The sequence below is a fragment of the Leptospira kemamanensis genome (assembly GCF_004769665.1).
GTDB classification, from domain to species: domain Bacteria; phylum Spirochaetota; class Leptospiria; order Leptospirales; family Leptospiraceae; genus Leptospira_A; species Leptospira_A kemamanensis.
The window spans coordinates 102,060-120,693 of the sequence record NZ_RQGG01000007.1; the positions used below are offsets into that span (position 1 = coordinate 102,060).

Annotated in this window: 12 protein-coding genes; 6 read left to right on the top strand and 6 right to left on the bottom strand. The window is 38.3% G+C overall.

What is annotated here, in order from left to right; genetic code table 11:
* Positions 1-6: 6 nt before the first annotated feature.
* Positions 7-846 (bottom strand): SH3 domain-containing protein, encoded by an 840-nt coding sequence (locus EHQ59_RS01720; protein WP_135617424.1) that lies wholly within the window; start codon positions 844-846, stop codon positions 7-9.
* Positions 847-964: 118 nt separating this feature from the next.
* Here EHQ59_RS01720 and EHQ59_RS01725 point away from each other — a divergent pair, with 118 nt between their 5' ends.
* Positions 965-1,831 (top strand): hypothetical protein, encoded by an 867-nt coding sequence (locus EHQ59_RS01725; protein ID WP_135617425.1) that lies wholly within the window; start codon positions 965-967, stop codon positions 1,829-1,831.
* A 246-nt stretch (positions 1,832-2,077) separates the two neighbouring features.
* Here the strand turns inward: EHQ59_RS01725 and EHQ59_RS01730 are convergent, their stop codons facing one another.
* Positions 2,078-3,397, bottom strand: coding sequence for a thiolase family protein (locus EHQ59_RS01730; RefSeq protein ID WP_135617426.1), 1,320 nt, complete (start codon positions 3,395-3,397; stop codon positions 2,078-2,080).
* A 48-nt stretch (positions 3,398-3,445) separates the two neighbouring features.
* Entirely contained in the window at positions 3,446-4,447 is a 1,002-nt protein-coding gene (gene ilvC, locus EHQ59_RS01735) for a ketol-acid reductoisomerase (RefSeq protein ID WP_012387727.1), read from the bottom strand.
* A gap of 523 nt (positions 4,448-4,970) precedes the next feature.
* Between ilvC and EHQ59_RS01740 the strand changes: the two genes are divergently transcribed.
* From EHQ59_RS01740 to EHQ59_RS01755, 4 genes are all read left to right on the top strand, one after another.
* Positions 4,971-6,881, top strand: coding sequence for an OmpA family protein (locus EHQ59_RS01740; protein WP_135617427.1), 1,911 nt, complete (start codon positions 4,971-4,973; stop codon positions 6,879-6,881).
* 292 nt (positions 6,882-7,173) lie between these two features.
* Positions 7,174-7,521, top strand: coding sequence for a hypothetical protein (locus EHQ59_RS01745; protein ID WP_135617428.1), 348 nt, complete (start codon positions 7,174-7,176; stop codon positions 7,519-7,521).
* A gap of 21 nt (positions 7,522-7,542) precedes the next feature.
* Positions 7,543-8,037, top strand: a complete 495-nt coding sequence (locus EHQ59_RS01750) for a hypothetical protein (protein ID WP_244245326.1) — start codon at positions 7,543-7,545, stop codon at positions 8,035-8,037.
* Entirely contained in the window at positions 8,034-8,714 is a 681-nt protein-coding gene (locus EHQ59_RS01755; protein ID WP_135617429.1) for a hypothetical protein, read from the top strand. Before EHQ59_RS01750 ends, EHQ59_RS01755 begins: the two co-directional genes overlap by 4 nt.
* Before the next feature lie 46 nt (positions 8,715-8,760).
* Here EHQ59_RS01755 and EHQ59_RS01760 read toward each other — a convergent pair whose 3' ends face one another.
* Genes EHQ59_RS01760 through EHQ59_RS01770 form a run of 3 tightly spaced genes read right to left on the bottom strand, consistent with a single transcriptional unit; the run spans position 8,761 to position 15,903 of the window.
* Positions 8,761-10,494 carry a SpoIIE family protein phosphatase gene (locus tag EHQ59_RS01760; RefSeq protein WP_135617430.1) on the bottom strand — a complete coding sequence of 578 codons (1,734 nt, stop codon included), beginning with the start codon at positions 10,492-10,494 and terminating at the stop codon, positions 8,761-8,763.
* Positions 10,491-12,368, bottom strand: a complete 1,878-nt coding sequence (locus EHQ59_RS01765) for an ABC-F family ATP-binding cassette domain-containing protein (protein ID WP_135617431.1) — start codon at positions 12,366-12,368, stop codon at positions 10,491-10,493. The genes EHQ59_RS01760 and EHQ59_RS01765 overlap by 4 nt, the downstream gene beginning before the upstream one ends.
* Before the next feature lie 40 nt (positions 12,369-12,408).
* The gene (locus EHQ59_RS01770; RefSeq protein WP_135617432.1) at positions 12,409-15,903 is read right to left on the bottom strand and encodes a PAS domain-containing hybrid sensor histidine kinase/response regulator; all 3,495 of its coding nucleotides are present in this window, start codon (positions 15,901-15,903) and stop codon (positions 12,409-12,411) included.
* 53 nt (positions 15,904-15,956) lie between these two features.
* On the opposite strand from EHQ59_RS01770, the gene EHQ59_RS01775 reads away from it, so the two are divergent.
* Positions 15,957-18,569 carry a hypothetical protein gene (locus EHQ59_RS01775; protein WP_135617433.1) on the top strand — a complete coding sequence of 871 codons (2,613 nt, stop codon included), beginning with the start codon at positions 15,957-15,959 and terminating at the stop codon, positions 18,567-18,569.
* Positions 18,570-18,634 lie beyond the last annotated feature (65 nt).

The following is an 18,634-nucleotide window of genomic DNA, read 5'->3' on the forward strand; positions in this document are numbered from 1 at the left end:
CGGTATTTAATTTTCCTTCTTTTGGAAGATATGTCCGTTCCAATTGTATTCGGATTGGTAATAATCATGTTGGTTTGGTTCTTCAATATCAAAACTATGCATGAGTTCCAGTATTGTGTTGTCCTTACCTTTGGTTCGTTTTCGCATTAATTTTTGATCTTCTGGGAGGGTTTCTTTTGGAAACACTAACCATGTTTCCGAACAAGCTGGTGGGTCACATGCACCTGGATTCCAAGAAAATTGAGGTTGTATTTTGTAATTTTGATCCAAAGTGAATATTTGTTCATTTGTATAACCATACTCAATCTCTGAAAAGATTAAATTTTTGATAGCAAATAATGCTCTTGGACTTGGTGAAAAAAGTTTTTCATTATAAATGGTATGATCCCAAGTTTCATTGCTCATTGGTCCTACTTCCAAAGAAGCTTGACTTAAAAGTTTTGAATCTCGTATGATTTTTAATTCGAGTTTCCGTATTTTCACACCTAAGTTCTTACATAATACTTGTGTGTCTTTTAATGGAAAAGAATAGTCGGAGATAAATCCTCCCCAAAGATAACCTTTGTCTTCTCCACTTTCTACTTCGTACCAATATTCCTTCACTGAATTCTGTTCCAAGATTTGGTTCGTTTTTGAAAGGATTTTCACGGATTGGCCCAAATTGAGTTGTTTTTTTACCTTCCCGTTGAGACTTCCAGACTCTCTTAGGTTTACATTATCACCAAATAGGTGATAGGTGGATCCGATATTTTTCTCTGCAATATAGTCATCCCAGTGGTTTTGAGAGAAAAGGGGGGTCACAACGAACATAATCAAGAACGCAAGTGTAAACAAATAAGCAGACATAGTGTAAAAATTAGTAAAGTGAGAAAAGAGAGTCGACCTCTTTTCAGAGGGGAGGGTGATTTTCTGAATCTAGGAGGTCGATACTTATAAAAAGGTTTCGTTGTATAAAGGATACAGAATGTTACTTGGACAAATTGTGAAACCCTATTCGTTAGATCAAATTCGTATCTTAGAAGAGAAGATGAATGCCTATGAGACTTGGGTATTTGTTTTGGTGTTATTGGTTGCCGTACTTATCCTAGTTGTTGTCATGCAAAGACTCACGATTGCGAAATTTAGAAATTCAGAAGTATTTAAATCCAAACAAAGTTCTAAATCAAATGGAACAGACTTGGGTCCAGAGAGTGATGATGAGACAAACATCATTGATACCAATACGATCACACAAACTCCGATTCACCACCCACTCACAGTCACTGGAAAAGATTTGCCTGAACCTGGAATCATTTATAGATTTTCTATACCGAATCCTGGGAATCGTTTGATTTTGATTGGGAAACGAGAAGGAAATGTGATCACTCGATCCACAGAAATTTTAGATCACCATTTAACAATCGATATACATCCAATGGATATCGAAAATCTTGAGGCATTGTCTTATCGTGTGGAGTTGAGAAGAGAAGGAAAAGTTTTACTTCAACTTCCTACAGAAAAAGAGTTTCATGAAATGGAAATGAAAGAAACATTCTATATTTCGAATGTTTTGAATTCTGAAAATGAGATCAATTTTGAAAGTGTCCCACTAACGCATCCTATACGAATCAAGGTTGGTGGGAAATTGAGTGTGGATGGAAAATTTAAAAATGGTTTTTTTGAGTTTCATCTTTTTACTAAAGACATTTTGGAAAAAACGATTTCAGGAAACAAACGTGTGGAAAAGCAGTTTTACTTGAAATTGTATAAGATATTTCCAGGTTACGATACAGCAAGGCAGTCGCGGGATGGAGTTGTGCCGATGCTTGCGCGGTTTGGGGGGAAGGTGTGAGTGTACAGTCCCCGCCCTAAATTGGGTGGGGTGAACCACCCGCCACCCAATACGTCCTCTCTACCACATCTCTTTCCTTTTTACAAACCCCTTCTAGAAAACGGAAAATTCTTTTTAAAAAAGTTCATTCTTTCACCGCTTCCTTCCCAAAAAACTAATCATTCTTAAATAACAAAAAAAGCCAAGGTTTCCCTTGGCTTTTTTCTTCGATCTTTCGAACGAACAAAATTGAATCTTAGGTTCGAATTATGGTCTTTCTACGATCATTGAACCTGCGATTCCACCGTGTGCACAAGCAGTCACAAGAACTTTCTTTGCATCTTTGTTTTCATGGAAGTCCATGATGGCGTTGTGAAGTAATCTTACTCCAGTAGCGCCAAACGGGTGTCCAATGGCAATCGATCCACCATTTGGATTGATTTTCTTTGCATCAAAGTTCTTTTCCCAATCAAAACCAGTTCTGATTTTGATTTCTTCAAGAGCTGCTACTGCAGTTGCTGCGAATGCTTCATGGATTTCGATCACGTCGATGTTTTCCACTTTTTCGCCAACTTCTTCGAGAAGTCCTAGAGTAGCTTCTGCTTGTCCAAGACCCATAAGGTTTGGAGCAACACCTTTCATTTTGAAACCAGAAACTACTGCTTCTGCTTTGAGTCCGAGTCTTTTTGCTGCCGCTTCAGAAGCGACGATGATTCCAGCAGCTCCATCGGAACGTGGGCTTGCATTGAAGATGGAAACAGTAGGGCCATGAGATTTTTTCAAATCTTTGCCGTATTTTTCTTTCCATGCATCAAATTTCATCGCTGGGTTATCAAACATAAGCATAGCGCGACCCATACGAGTTGGGTTTTTCACAAGACCTTCACGAAGAAGAACCGCTTCGTCCGCTTGGAGTGGGTTTCCTTCATCGTCTTTTACTTCCATGATATATGGTTTGTAACGACCTTCTTGTGTTGCTTCGAATGCTCTTTTGAAAGATTCGTAAGCTACTTTGTCTTGTGTTTCGCGTGGAAGGGCATAGTTTTGTGCGAGGATTTCTGCAGTCACTTGCATTCCATAAGAAGTTTCCCCATCACCGAGACCGTCTTCTAATGTATCACGAAGTTCAACACCTTCAGGAAGGTCATTTGGAAGGAGTTTTACAAGTGAATCTAAGCTGTTTGTTTTTTTGTTAAGACGAGCATTTTTCACAACGAATGGCATAGAAGTTTGAGATTCTTCACCAATTACGAGGAAAACTTCACCTTCACCTAACATGATGCGGCGAGATGCTTCTGCTACTGCTTCAAGTCCTGATACACAGTTGTTTGCCACTGTTAAACATGGAATTTCTAAAGGTAGGTTCATTAGGTTTGCAATCACACGAGCAGAGTTTGGTGCATTGGCAAAACCTTCTCCCACGATCACTCCGTCAATGTCAGTTGGTTTCAAACCACTGCGTTTCATTACTTCTTCACCCACGATTTTACCTAAGTGGTGACCTGGATACTGTGCAAGCGCCTTACCAATTTGTGCAAAAGGAGTTCGAGCAGGTGCTGCGAGTATAATCTTTTGTGTTACTTTCATATAAAATCCTTCTTCCTTTCTTTCTTCTAACTTAAGTTAACTAAACAATTACTTTGCAAGCCACTTCATCATGGAGCGTAGTTTTGTTCCTACTGCTTCAATTGGGTGAGCCGCATTTTTTTCTTTGAGTTTTTTGTATTCAGGGTATCCAGCTTTTGTATCAGCCATCCAACGTTTTGCAAACGCGGCTCCCTTGTCTTTTTGGATGTCTGTGAGAACATCTTTCATACGAGCTTTTACGCCAGCATCAATCACACGTGGTCCGCTGATGTAATCACCATACTCTGCTGTATCAGAGATGGAGAAACGCATACGAGCTAGTCCACCTTCGTAAATGAGGTCAGTGATGAGTTTTACTTCATGTAAACATTCGAAGTAAGCGATTTCTGGATCGTATCCTGCTTCTGTTAATGTTTCAAATCCGCTCATGATGAGGTTAGCCACACCACCACAAAGAACTGCTTGTTCTCCGAAGAGGTCTGTTTCTGTTTCTTCACGGAAAGATGTTTCTAAAATTCCTGCTCTTCCCCCGCCGACTCCACTTGCGTGTGCGAGTGCACGAGCTTTTGCTTGTCCAGTTGCATCTTGGTAAATTGCGATGAGGCAAGGAACTCCACCACCTTCTGTGTAAACTCGGCGAACGAGGTGTCCAGGTCCTTTAGGAGCTACCATATACACGTCTACGTTTTTAGGAGGAGTGATGAGGTCGTAGTGAATGTTAAAGCCGTGAGAGAAAACAAGAGCTTTCCCTTCGCTAAGGTTTGGTTCAATGTCCGCCTTATACATGTCAGCTTGGATGGTATCGGGAGCAAGGATTTGGATGATGTCAGCTTTTTTGGATGCTTCCGCAACATTATAAACTTCAAAACCAGCTTCTTTTGCTTCTTTCACTGATTTAGATCCATCGCGAAGTCCAATAATGACTTTCAAACCAGAATCTTTCATGTTTTGAGCTTGGGCGTGACCTTGGCTTCCGTAGCCAATCACTGCAATGGTTTTACCTTTAAGGAGATTTAGATCGCAACTGTCGTCGTAATAGATATTTGCCATGGATGGGGCACACTTCCTGCGGAAAATTTAACTGATTTTTCCATCATTTTGAACTATAACAAGGGAAACAAGAACGAATTAGGGCGCCTTTCCTTGCTGTCTTCGGACTTCGCGTTCGCTTCGGTCCTTCGGACGGCTACCGCCTCCTGCGCATCAAGGGCGCAAGGTGACATAATATTGTATTGCTTTGTTCTACACTCTGCTCTTCTACTAAAAGACTTCTCGGAGAAATTTCACGAAGCTAACTGAGTGAGTTAAATCGTTGCTACTAACATAATGAAACTAGCAAAAATTCGTATAGACCATCGCCATTCATTGTGTTTGAGGAATCAATCATCTCATAGGTGATATCCGTAACTTCGGAAACCCTCTATTGCGTTTCCTCATCTGCTTTCTATAATAACTCATATGGAGATAGTCAATTCCAACTGCCTCGGTCGGGCCGGGATTCTTACGAGATTCATTCGTATTTCTTAAAAAATTGATTTGATTCTTTTCAGTAGCGGATTAGAGTTTTTTCCTTATGAATAAATTCGTATATATTGCACTTTCACTCGTTTTGATTCTGAACTTTCAATGCAAATCCAGTGAAAGTTTACAATTGGAATCTTTGCATAGTGCCGCAAAAGAAGATGCAACTTCTCGAATCAAAAAAGTATCCACAATCAATACTGTTCCTTTTGGAAAATGCGGATCTTATTTTTCCAATTATAGTCCCGATGAAAATTATTTTATCCATCTAAGTGGAAGTACTTTAGTTCTCAATTCTACCAAAACAGGTAAAATTGTATCGACCCTTAGTCTACCTTGTGATGCTTCCTTTAGACCCAAGATACAGTTTTATCAAAAGGGATTTTCATCGGATGGGAAATATTTTGTGTTTTTTAAAACGGAAGTGGCAAGAGATGCTATGTACATCGTATCCATACCTAGTTTAAAGATTGTGAAAACAATCCAACCCTATTTGCCTCAAAAAATTGCGATCGACTCGAAGGAAAATCGGTTTGTTTATGTCGATTGGAAACCATCAGAGTGGAAGTCCAAATACGATGAAAATTACAGAAAAGGAAAAGATGTATACGAGTATTGTACATATGAAAAACCCTACTGTCAAAATAAACATACGGTTGTTTCTTCTGAATTTGGATCTTTCAAACCTCTCTGGAAATTTGAACTGCCCATATCTCCGCGTTATACGGCAGGTACGGTATCTCCAGCTATAGCTATTTCACCTAACGGAAAAGAAGTGACAGTAGTTTTTTCTGGCAATTTATTCACTTTTTCTCTAGCGGATGGAAAACTAATTCGTGAAGGAGATATTGACATGCCTTCTCAAGGATTTACGGAAGATTCGACACCCGAAGAAAGAAGATTGGTATACAGCGAAGATGGAAAAACTCTATACAAAAGTTTTGGAATGAATTATTTTATGAGCCTTCCTTCTTCGGGACCAGTCCGTCCCAGTTTTGAAACCAAGGACTTTAAGAAAATGACAGTAGGTGAGGATGGAATTCGATTTTTTCACTTACAAAAGCAAGAGACAATTCAAAAAGGAAAATCCTTAAGTCCGATTTTATATAGCCAAGGATATTATTGGAATATAACCAATGATGGTAGTTATCGGTTTCAGTTGAATGATTCTTGCACCATAGGCGAGTTATATGAAACAAAGACAGGCTCGTTACTTGATACATTCAAATTGTCTAATTCTCTCAATGCATGTAATGAATCTCCGAACATCGAAATTTCACCAAATGGGAATTTTTTGAGACATTGGGATGTCAATCAAAATGATATACTGTATTCTTCACCATTCAGTGGAAAAAAAAGAATCGTAGCCAAAGTGATTGATTTAGAAACAAAACAACCTCTTCCCGATGCCTCCATTGAAATCTCTTTGTTAACGGATTTTGATGGTAAAAAAAAGATCCAATCCAAAACCGATGGAAATGGTATGTTTGATCGAAAATTGCCAAGTTATGATTTAGAGATTTCCTTTTCAGCACCTGGTTACTCCTTTTTGACCAAAACATTAAAAGACGAAGACATTTGGCAGTATCCAGAGATCAACTTAACAAAACTAAAACCTGGATCTCGTTTTTATAGCAATCGAATCCTTTTTGATTCGGGGAAATCTGATTTAAAAGAAGATTCAAAAAAAGAACTACTGCGCACTGTAACTTTAATTAAATCGATATCAGATTTGAATATTATAATTGTTGGACATACGGATCATGTTGGAAACGATGCGGAAAATCTAAAACTATCGCTTTCTCGGGCAAATGAAGTCAAATCCTACTTAGTCGCCAATGGCGTTTCGGAATCTCGCCTCACGGTAGAAGGGAAAGGTGCGAAAGAACCCATTCGTCCCAACACAACTGAACAAGGTAAGGCAGAAAATAGAAGAATTGAGTTTCTTTTAAAAGGAAAATAGATTTAGATTTGGTTTTCTGGATATCCATTACGGATTACCAGAAAACCAATATTCCTTTCATCTTGGCAAAGGCTTCCTTTTTCGCATCGATTGCCAATTTTCCACTCATCGAATCGCTTGATTCTTGCACCCATCTTTACATGAATCATGAACCAAGATGGTTTTCAACCAAGCAAAGTCGGAAGGGAAATATCCTCTCTGGATCCACAAAAGAAAATCATCTCATAGGTGATATCCGCAATTGCGGAAACCCTCTATTCCATGAATCCCATTTTCCATCTATACTAACCGTATGATGAACCGAATCAATTTTGAATCTCTCGAAAAAATGAACCGCCAAAAGTTTGTTAGGTTTTTCTGTACCTTGTTTTTGGTCGGTGGACTTGCAAGTTTAGGTGGAGGTTGTGTCACTCCTGATTATATGCATGATTCCTATTATACAAGGCATCCAAGCCATAATGGGCATAACTACCGTCAGTATCCCTATCCTTACCATGGTTACTCAGGAAGGTATGGGGTTCCGTATTATGGTGGAAACCAATACCAAATGCCAAGATCCGGTGGTGGGGGTCACAATCCGTTCCATGTTCCGGGGGGGCGTTTCAATAACATCGGTAGCCCAGGGAAATGGAGGTTATAGATTTTGGAACAAAAGAGATTCATGCCATGGAAAGTTGATTGTTCCTCTCGCACTCTATTTCACTTCGTTTTGATTTTTATTTGTTTGTTTTCGTTTGGAATAGGATGTGCAAGCCTTCTTCCTCCAGAACGAAGAGTGTATCCAAAAAATCCAGTTTTGATGCCAGAAGGCATGGATATTCATACTTGGATGGATAGTAAGAAGAACCAATTTCCGAAACGACTCTGGACGCGGGGAATCAGTGATTCCGAATACAAAATCACTTACTTCAGAAAAGAACATACATCTTTTGGATCTTATATTGCCTGTACTGCAATCGTGAAAGCAATCGAGAAAAGAAAATTAGAAATTTATAATATGATCTCTACTGTGAATTACGCAGACTATACAAGAGGGTATATGCGAAAAGGGGGAGACTTGGGACCTATGAATGAAATAGAACGCTCTGAAATCCTCATTCCTTGTGTGGACGAATTTTTAAGTGTATCAGAAGTGAAGGACATGAACGATCTTTGAAATCTTGTGTTTTGATTCTTTTATTCTTTTTTTTGCAGTGTTCGTTTGCAAACCTCAATCGAAAGGTAAAACCTTTTCCGGTCTCATCAAACAAAAGTCTTCCGAGTGATCACATCACAATCCTCAATTACAATCGAATGTATTTTACTCGGGAATATGTTGGATGGGTAGAAAAGAAACCTTTGGATAACGAAACTACGTTTCAATATTTTAAAAGAAAACAAACTGAAATTGGCAAGTCTCGATACCAATGGAAAGAAATTTCCATCTTCGATGTTTCCGATGAAAGATTTCAAATGACAGATGTAAAATCAGATTATGTATTTTTTGTCGCAGCAGGACAAATTCATAGTGATCGAGAAGAAGGAAGTTTTTTGCAAACCTTACAGGTAATTAGTTTTTGTCTTATACCTTGCTCTGAAACAATTTCCTTGGAAGTCACTGTAAAACTCTTCCATCAAAATAGTTTGGTGGCCGAAAAAAAGACGATCCAGTCAGGTAGCCGTCATATCAGTCCTTGGTATCTTTTGTTTCCTGGAGAATTCCAGATGAAGGATTTGGGAAATTTAGCTTATGAACCAAGTTTGCCAACGGCCCTGTTTCTCAATGGCTTTCAGGAAGCGATTGATGAGATGTATACGAATACTCTCAAAGTATCTCGTGGAAAGGATGGATGATTTTTTTTTTCGTTTTTGTTTAGGTAATGAGTATTGTTTACCTCCCTTAAACTCCCGTATAACGAATGAGACCAAGAGTTAGGTCATCCTGAATTGCTTGGATTCCCCCTGAAAGTTGGATCACAGACTGAAATACTTCATCTCGAATTTTCGCCAAAGAATGATTTCGAAGTTCGGTTACCAAATGTAATAATTTATCTTCGCCAAACATTTGCAATGAGGAAGGATCTCTGGCTTCAGTGAGTCCATCTGTGAGAAGGACAATCAAATCCCCACGTTCTAATTGGAATTTTTCTTCTTCGGCTAAAATATCAAAAATCGGTGTGATGATCCGTCCCATGGGTTTCAAACTTACGAGGGCACCTGACTTACGTATGATAAAGAGGGGAAAATGTCCTGCTCGTGCAAACGTTAATACACCAGAGTCTGAATGTAAATGGAGTAAACTAGCAGTGACAAAATGTTCCCTTAAGTTGGGCATAATTTGATTTCTGATGGACTCTAAGTTTTCTTTTAGATCCCTTGGGTCTTCTTTCCATTTTTCAAGTGATGTTTTTACAAGTGCACTGAGGAGTGCCGCAGGAATTCCGTGTCCCGATACGTCACAAATAAAAACACCTAATTCTTGTTTGTCTTGTCTCCAAACGAAATCATACAAATCACCTCCCACTTTCATCATGGGAATGTTTTTGAATAAAAGTTCGACTCCCTTTGGAGTAATTTCTTTTTGAGGAAAGAGGGACTCTTGGATCCGTTTAGCCATATCCAATTGTTTTTCAATTTCGATCCTTTGTTCTTCGATGACTGCAGTGCGTTCTAACACTTTTTGTTCCAATTCTTCATTGGCTTTTTCTTTCAGTTCATTTAATACTTGTAAGGACTTGAGAGATGTTTCTTGGGCTCGTTCTCTTTCTCTTGTGGCTGTCACAAGGAAGTAGGCAATCCCACTAATACAAAATAAAAAGGCATCGAGGAAAATAAGAGAGTCATTGATGGATAGTCCACTGGCATCCCTTCTGGCAAAAACTCCTTTGCCTTCAATTGTAAGTGTCACTGCTGTATAAGACAGTATAACAGTGGATAAGGTGGCTCCAAATTGCCGAAATCGAATGCTTGTCACAATCACAAAAGGAATGGGAACAAAGAGTAGAGGCCATTCATCGCTAAAGGCAATTGATCCAGAAATATATACAATGACGATCCATAGAAAAAGTTCCAATTGTTTGGAGAGATCTAAATTTAATTTGGATTTGGGATAAAACCAAACATAGAGTAGGGGAGCCACGATGAGAAAACCCAACATCTCACCCGAAAACCAAGTGAAGAACACGTTGAAATACAATTCAGTCGATAAAAAATCCCAATACCACAAACTAGTGACACCCATCACTGCACTGATAAATGAACCAGGAAAGGTTCCAAGGCTTAAGAAATAAATTAAGTCTTTTGTAGAATAAAGTGGGTCAGTTTTTTCTGTGACACGTTTGATGATGCGATAATTGACATAACTACTGAGAGTGTTGCCGATCCCTATAATAAACGCTGTTTGGAAGTGAGGGTTGTTATAGAAGTTAGCAAGAGTGGCACCGAGATAAATCCCAGGTAAAGCAACAGGTCCAAGTAATAATAATGAGGATAAACCAACTCCTTCTGGTGGCCAAACAGGAGAAACTTGGCTATTGAGAAACGCGATATTGAATCCAATTTGCGCTGAGATGAAATACCCAATGAAGATGATGGGAGTCCAGATGAGAATTCTTGTCGTATGGACTGTTTTCATTCGGAATGAAACATTTCCCATTCCTCCATTTTGTAAAGAATTTCCGCTTCTATCTTTTGGATTTCTTCCGTTATTTTATGGAGTTCCATATGATCATTTGCGAATGTACTCAAATTCCCTTCGAGATTTGATTTTTTTTCTTCGAGTGCCGCAATTTCTTTTTCTAAAGTGGATATTTTCTTTTGGTCTTGTTTTGACTTTTTAGGTTTTTCCACAGTGGTAACCACTGGTTGTGGCTGAGTTTGTTTCATAGAACTTGGTTCGTTTTCGATCTCTAAACTATCCACTTCTAAAAAGGAAGAGAAGGTTCCTATATAATGATCTAGTTTTCCTTCTTTGCGAAAGATGAGTAAGCTTTCTGCCGTGCGATCGAGAAAATAACGATCGTGAGAAACAATAACAACAGTGCCAGGAAATTCATCCAAAAAGGATTCTAATACAGATAGTGTTTGGATGTCCAAATCATTGGTAGGTTCATCTAAGATGAGAAAGTTTGGTCCCGTCATGAGGATCTGCACTAAAAAAAGTCTACGTCTTTCGCCTCCAGAAAGTTTGGCGATCGGAGTGTATTGTAATTTCCCATCAAATAAAAATCGTTCCAACATCTTGGACGCAGAAATTTTTTCCCCTGATTCGGTTTCAATCATTTCCCCAGCTACATCTTTAATGTATTCCAATACATTTCTTTCTAAGGGAAGCTCTGAACTCGTTTGGTCAAAATAGCCAACCTTGGTATTGAGTCCTGGTTTTAAGTATCCACTATCAGGCGTCAGGCGGCCTGCCATAAGATTCAGAAGAGTGGATTTCCCAATCCCATTGGGTCCAATGATCCCTAGTCTTTCTTTGGCTTTAAATGTATAAGTAAAATCATTGATTAATACCTTTTCACCAATGGATTTTTTTAGATTATGAATTTCTAAAATGGTTTTCCCTTGACGTTTGGCAGCGACGCTGAGTTCTAAATCTTTTTGGATTTCTCTTTTTTCTCTACCTTGTAGTTCGTTTGCTCGATCAATCCTTGCTTTTTGTTTGGTGGTGCGGGCTTTGGGTTGGCGTTTGAGCCACTTCACTTCTTGTTTCAAAAACTGTTTGATTTTGTCTTCTTGCTTTTGAAGAGTTTCTTCTCTTTCTACTTTTCTTTCTAGATAAATAGAATAGTTCCCTTCGTATAAAAAATAATTCCCACGATCGAGTTCCAATATTTTATTCACGATTCGATCCAAGAAGTATCTGTCGTGGGTGATGAGTAGGATGGCTTTGTCTAAATTGGCAAGATAGTCTTCTAACCATAAAATGGATTTTACATCTAAGTGGTTTGTTGGTTCATCTAAGATGAGTAAATTGCTTTCATCGATCAGGGATTTGGCAAGTTCTACTTTTTTGAGCATTCCTCCTGACAACTCCGACATTTTACGTTCGAGTTTTTCTACACCTAATTCTCGTAATATGGACTTAATTTGCCCTTCATAATCCCAAGCAGAGAGGCGATCCATTTCCTGAGACGCTTTTGTAAACTCATCATCGAGTCCTTCTTCCCCTTCTCCCATTCGTTCACAAATGTCTTCGTATTTCCGTATGGTTTTTACGAGTTTGTTATCCCCTTGGTAAATATGATCGAGGATCGTTTCGTTTGCATCGAAGACTGGGTTTTGGTCTAAGATAGAAATTTTGAGATTGTTGTTTTTGATGATTTGTCCAGAGTCTGTTTCTTCTTTTCCTAAGATGGCACGGAGTAGGGTGGACTTACCAGAGCCATTGATGCCAACGATGGCGAGTTTTTCTCCTTCGCTGATAGAGAAATCAAGGTTTGAAAAAAGTTTTTTTTCGCCGATGGTTTTGGAAAGTTTGGAGACAGAGACTAGCACAATGTCCATGAGATGGAACAAGGCTCATTCGGACAATCGTATTCAAGATTTAATTTTTAAGAAGCCAGTGTTTCATTTTGTCAGCAATGGTGTTCAAAACAACAGGTTTGGAAATATAATCATTCATTCCACTTTCTAAACATCGGTTTTCTTCATCCGAAAGTGTTCCTGCTGTGAGGGCAATGATGGGAACATTTTGGCCAATGCTTAGTTTTCGGATTTCTTTTGTGGCATCATAACCGTTCATCTCAGGCATTTGGATGTCCATAAGGATCAAATCAGGCTCTGTTTTTTTGAAATATTCAACGGCTTCGACTCCATTGTTTGCTTCGATGATGATGGCCGATTGTAATATTTTTAGTACAATGGTTTTGGTTAACATCATATTCACGGGATTGTCTTCTACAATCATCACCTTTGTTTTTTCTGGGGTAACGATTGGACTCAATTTAGTTTTCTCAATTGGATTTTCTTCCGAAGTCCTACCTGTGATTAAATCTGATAAACTTTCGTATAAAATATTTGTTTGAATCGGTTTTAAAAGAATGACTCCAACACCCAATTCTTTTCCTTTTTGATATATGATTTCTTCGTTGGAAGAGGAGTGGATTGTGATATGTGGAATTTTTCGATTGTTCTGACGTAAAAAATGTTTTAATCGTTCAATGAATTCGAGTCCATTCATCTCCGGCATATTATAATCCGAAATCACAACATCAAAAACTTCACCAGCTTTGATGTTTTCTAATGCAGATGTAGGAGAGTCAAATAAAAATGTTTGAATGTTTTTATAGTCTAACATCTCCTTAATCACAGAGAGATTTGTTTTGTTGTCATCGACTACCATTACCTTTTGAATCGATTTTAAATCAGGTTCTAAATACCTTTCGTTATCAGCAAGGGTTGTGAATTTAAAATAAAAACGTGATCCATGATCTAACTCTGATTCTAATTCAATTTTAGATCCGAATAATTGTAGGAGTTTGGAGGTGATGGAAAGACCAAGTCCTGTCCCACCAAATTGACGTGTTGTGGAATTGTCTGCTTGGGCAAATACTTCAAAAATTTTCTTTTGGTTGTCTTTATCGATCCCAATCCCTGTATCAATCACTTCAAATAAAAATTCAAATTTATTTTGACTCACTGGTGTTGCTGTCAATTTGATTTGAATTTCCCCTGTGAGCGTAAATTTAAGAGCATTGCCAATTAGGTTCAGTAAAATTTGACGTAATCGAAGAGAGTCGACAAAAACATTCCTTGGGACTCTTGGAGAGATATTTAAAATAAGTTCCAACCCTTTTTCGTATGCTTTGTGTTTAACGATCTCTGCGATTTGGTGTAACAAATCAAAAATATTCACTCTTTCTTTGTAGAGTTCCATTTTGCCAGATTCAATTTTAGAAAAATCAAGAATGTCATTAATCAAATCCAAAAGAGATAAGGCAGAGAGATGAACCGTCTCCATATACTTTCTTTGGACTTGGTTTAAGTCGGTACGCATGAGTAAGTCCGCAAAACCAATCACTCCGTTGAGAGGAGTTCGAATTTCATGGCTCATATTGGCTAAGAAGTTGGATTTTGCGATAGATGCGTTTTCTGCTTTTTCTCTAGCAATGATTAAATCATGTTCTAAATTTTTACGTTGTGTGATATCTGTGTGTGTCCCAATGACTCGTAGTGGTTTGCCATCCTCTGTTCGTTCGATCACTTTGCCACGGTCAAGGATCCATTTGTAAGATCCATCTTTACACAACATGCGATGTTCGTTGACGTAGATATTGGTCTCACCTTGGAAATGTTTGTTGAGATCAAAAAAATATTTTTCTTTATCTTCTGGATGAACTCGTGACTCCCATTCGTTAAGATCAGTTCCTATTTCATCTTCTGCAAAACCTAACATCGTTTTCCATTGGCGAGAGAAGAACACTTGGTTGGTTGTTGCATTCCAATCCCAAATTCCATCTCCAGAACCTTCCAAAGCAAATTGCCAACGCCTTTCACTTTCACGTAATGCTTCTTCGGTGGTTTTTTGAGCAGAGATATCAATCCCGATTCCTAAGAAACCAGTGATTTCTCCTATTTGGTTACGGCTTGCCGTGACAACAAGTTGTACAGGGAATTCGGATCCATCCTTTCTGATATATGTCCATTCATGAGATTCATAGGCACCTAACTTTGCTTTGTAGACAAAGGTCTCAAATCCAGAAATTTTTACACCAAATTCGGAAGATAATGATTCTGCTCGGAATAAAACTTCTGCTTCTTTGTGTAAAATGGCTGGAGTAGTTTTCCCAATCATTTCCTCTGCTGTGTATTGGAGATGGTATTCGGCACCTTTATTGAAGTGTGTGATGATTCCATTGATATCGGTTCCGATGATAGTCACATGTGTGGTCGCATCTAATATGGTTTCGAGTTTGGATAAAGCTTCTTCTTTTTGTTTGTCTAGATTGACACTATTTGTGATGTCTTGAATACTTCCATACACTCGAATGCAAGTTCCATTTTCGAACACTCCATGTCCAATGGTACGCACCCATTTGATTTTTCCATTGAGTGTTTTGATTTGCAAAACCAATTCATAGGAATTTCCATTTTGTATTGTATCTTCAAATGCTTTTCTTAGTGCATTTTGTTCGGATGCAATGGGATAAAATTGGAATGCGTTCTCTAATTTGGGAATATAATCCTCTGGGACTTCATGGATTCGTTTTGTTTCTTTGGCCCAATAGATTTTGTTTTGGACTAGGTCTACTTCCCATGCACCCACATTGGCGGCGGCATTTGTTTCTTCAAATAGAACACGGATTCGATTCAGTTCATCTCTTTGGTTTTTGATTTCTAATTCTTTTTCTTTTCGTTCGCTGATGTCTGATAAATAAGAAATCTTTTCTGTTGGATACGAATCATAATAACTGACGACACTGTATTCAGAAAGATAAATGTAACTGCCATCGAGTTTTCGAAATCGAAATTCTCTTTGGTAGGTTCTCTGTTTGTTTTTGATCGATTCTTTTTCTATTAATTCAAACTGTGTTTTGTCCTCAGGATGGACTAAACTTTCTAAACTCAAACTCCCTTTTTTAAAATCACCTGTTTGGTAACCAAAGTTATGTGATACATTGGGTGATACATAAGTGATGAGAAATTCGGAATCAAATTTATATCGAAAAATGACATAGGGACCACTGTCGAGGACCACCCCTTCGATATTAAAATTTGGTTCTCCCCGTAAAATCACACATGGTCCCGATTTTGTTTCGAGAAACCTTCCCAAAATCCGGTATGGGTTTCCGAGTAGGGAGGTGGAAAAATGAAATGGAATCCTTCTTGTAATCGTTTCTTGGCATAAATTGGATAAAATCAGTCCATCTCTTGGGACAATGGGGAGTTCTTTGATGTGTTTGCCGACAGCAATGGAATTCTTTGGCAGGTATAGGTTGGGTGAAGTTTGGGAAAATTGAATCTCCAAATTCCCGTCCATAATGAGCAGGAACTCGTCAAAACTTTCCACAATCGTTTGGTAATCGAAACTTTCTGCCATTTCCCTTTATGTCACTTGACCAAATCACTTGGTCCTAGAGAATCAAAGATACGATGAAGAGTCGACTGTCACTTTCTATTTTTTTCAGTTTCATCATCTTAGGTTCTCTTACTTCTATATACGCACAAAACCAAAGAATTCATGGCTGGGTTGTGTCAGGAAACCAAGGAAAATTATACATCCAAGGAAAGGAACAACTCACAATCCGAGATGATTTTCGTTTCAAATCTCCTGAAAATTTGGCGACCAATCAGGAAATTGATTATTATTTAATGCTTGGGGAATACTTTCTCAAAACCAAAGACAAGGAAGGGATTGGTCGAGTTTTGTATGACCTTCGTACCAAAAGAGGTGAGTATTCCTTTGCCGATTTTTTACTCACTTCTCTTTGGAAACAATCACAAGGGGATGAAGTCCAAGCCATAAAGATGCTCGACACTTACATCCAAAAAGAACCAAATACCTATTTACGAAATTTAGCAAAGAATATGCGAACCAATCTTTTTCAATCGGGAGAAGATGAAAAAAAAACAATGGTTCGGATGGATTGCCAGAAATCTAGACCTTACTATTCTCTTTGCCGAGTGTTTCGATTACAATATTACATCGATCTCCCAACTGGAAAAGACAAAGACATGCATAAACATTTTGTGAATATAATGCGTGTTAGCTCTCCTTTCTTTGAAGATGGCAATTTGGAATGGATTCCACTTCTCGATCGAATTGATGAAGATTTACCAGCAAAATTAGCTTTTTTGGGTTTTACGAGAGAAGGAATTCATTTTCAAAAAATGATTATGGATTTGGAAAGAATCACAGAGGGAAATGCCAATGAAAACTCCATTGAAAGGATGGCGTTTTTCCAAATTTTATCAGGTGATATGGTCGGTGCTGAAGAATCGTATTTACAATTTTTAAAATCAGCACGTGGAAAAAAAACATCCATTTTAAATCGCATTTATGTGAAGTTAGGTGCACTCTCTTATTTCCAAAAAGATTATAAAAAATCTTTGGATTATTATTTAAAATTGGATTTGAACAATTGGTCTTCCGACATCAATCATCCATTTTTAAATGAACCGATGACACTTGCAGAAGTGAAAGATTTAATTTCTGTCTCTCTGTACAAAGTGAACGGTGCTGAGTCCGCTCTCAAAGCCTTACAAAAAATCAAAGATCCTGAAAAGTTAACAGAAGCCGACATTTGGCCCAAACTACGGATTTCGCAGATGTTAATGGATCAAAATCCTGAGTTGTCATCTCGAATGACAGACGAAATCATTTACATGGCTCAGGAAAAAAAATGGAGACGTTTGGAATATGCCGCTACCATTTTACAAGGTTATAATCAGATTTACAGAAAGGAATATCGGAAATCAACGATTGAATTCACAAAAAGTCGTGGCATATTAGATGAAGAGAATTCTTTTTTTGCTGCAGAGTTTTTACGGAATTTTGGATTTATTTTTGCGCACACCGCTTCTGGAAAAAAAGGCCCCGTCAATGGAAATATTCGTGATGGTGTGAGTGATTATCTCTTAAATCATTCTTATGAAGATGTGTATTACATTCGTAATTATAGACCCTTAGCTTTCTCTACAGATTTATTTTTTGAATACGCGTTAAGTCATTTGCGAGATGACAATGATGTTTGGGGTCTTTTTGATACTCTTTTCAAATGGAACGCTGTCAAAACACAAAGGAATCTGAAAGGAAGTCCTCATTCTTTATTTCAAATTCCCTATGTAAACCAACAGTTTAAATTTTTATCAGGATTTGGAACCGCAAGGGAATCTAAGTTTTTTGATTCTACCTATGCGGAAAGTAGGGAAACCGAAAATTCTATCCAAAGAAAAACAGAAGAAGAAAACACTCGTTCGTTGGAATCAGTAAAACTTCCGACAGTATTTTTACTTCCTTATAAAGAAGAGTTTTATCTTTTTACATTCAATCCTAAAGAATCCAAACGGAACCAATTGAATTGGAAACTGGTTCGTTCCCAAAGGCCAGATGCTTCTGACATACTTGATACAGTGAAAGAACTGGTTTTGGCAAACAAAGAACATGAAAAAATTCAGATTTATCTAAATGAACCTGGCATGGGTTTGTCCAGATCACTCAAAAAAGAAATGAAGGAACAATCCTTAGTCTTTTTCTTTAGTCTCTATCCGAATACAGACACACAAAAACCACTCAATTTGTATTCTTGGAAATGTCCGACAAACATGCGTTCTATGGATGGAAAAGGCATTTCACTTGTGGATACCGCATATTTCGAAGGCTCACGGATTTTAAAGGACAAAGATCGCCTACACCTTTGGGATTTTCCTGCTAGTAACAATGTATCCACTCTCGGCCCTGTTCTCAGTTGGTCTTGTCGAGGAGAAACGGGTGTCACCGAGGAAATATCCCTTTTGAAATTATTTCGCCGTATCGATTACAGAACGGTTCCTAAGATGATTGTATACACTGAACGCGTGTTAGGGAAATCGTGGTCTGATCCAGGACTCCACCACCAATGGTTACATTTTTGGTTTCGCTCTGGAACAAAAAAGATAGGTTACCTTCCTTCTCTTCCCACAATGGATCCGACGAGTTTTCAAAGCCTCACAGAACCTACTGCCTATAAGGAAGATGGAATTTGGGTTTACGCGACTGCCCAGTAAATGGGACATAATGTTCTCCTGGAAAGGACAAATGGAATCGGAGAACCGCTAAACTTTTGCCTTTC